This is a genomic window from Rhodococcus gordoniae (assembly GCF_001646655.1).
Lineage (GTDB): Bacteria > Actinomycetota > Actinomycetes > Mycobacteriales > Mycobacteriaceae > Rhodococcus > Rhodococcus gordoniae.
Genome location: NZ_LPZN01000082.1, coordinates 1 through 790, shown reverse-complemented (window position 1 = coordinate 790; position 790 = coordinate 1). Strand labels below are relative to the sequence as shown.

Annotated in this window: 2 protein-coding genes; both read left to right on the top strand. The window is 68.0% G+C overall.

All coding sequences use genetic code 11. The features are described from left to right. On the top strand, nucleotides 1-510 hold a 510-nt coding region (locus tag A8G18_RS21625), incomplete at its 5' end, for an alpha/beta hydrolase-fold protein (protein WP_245207998.1). A 59-nt stretch (nucleotides 511-569) separates the two neighbouring features. Further along, on the top strand, nucleotides 570-790 hold a 221-nt coding region (locus tag A8G18_RS21620; RefSeq protein ID WP_425337715.1), incomplete at its 3' end, for an SDR family NAD(P)-dependent oxidoreductase.

Here is a 790-nt window from a genome sequence, read left to right as displayed (position 1 = left end):
GTGGTCGGCCTGTCGATGGGCGGCAACGCGGCGCTGATCCTGGCCGCCTACCACCGCAACCAGTTCACGTTCGCCGGTTCGTTGTCGGGTTACCTCAACCTCTCGGCACCGGGGATGCGCGAAGCCATCCGTGTGGCCATGCTCGACGCCGGCGGATACAACTCCGACGCGATGTGGGGACCGCCCTGGGATTCGGCGTGGCTGCGTCACGACCCGTTCGTCGCGGCGCCGAACCTGCGCGGTCTGCCGATGTGGATCTCCGCGGCGAGCGGTCTGCCAGGCCAGTACGACCGGCCGGGCTCGCTCGTGGGCAGCTTCAACACGACCAACGCCATGGGGCTCGAAGCGCTCGCCCTCACGCAGAACCGTGCCTTCCAGGTGCGCCTGCTGACCCTGGGCATCGACACCGCACACTTCTCGTTCCCGGTCCTGGGCACCCACTCGTGGGGATACTGGCAGGACGAGCTGTGGGCGATGCTCCCGATGCTCAAGTCCTCGATTGGCGCCTGACGCTTCCACAACGCTGGTCGGCCGCACCGTCGTCGTGACGGGGGCCACCAGCGGTGTGGGTGAAGCGACGGCCCGGGCGCTCGGAGCTGCCGATCGACGTCCTGGTCAACAACGCCGGGGTGATGGCGGTTCCGCTCAGCCGCACCGCCGACGGGTTCGAGATGCAGATGGGAATCAACCATCTCGGACACTTCGCCCTCACCGGACTGCTGTTGCCACGCATCACCGGTCGCGTCGTCACGGTGTCGAGCGCCGCTCACCTCCTCGGACGCGTCGATCT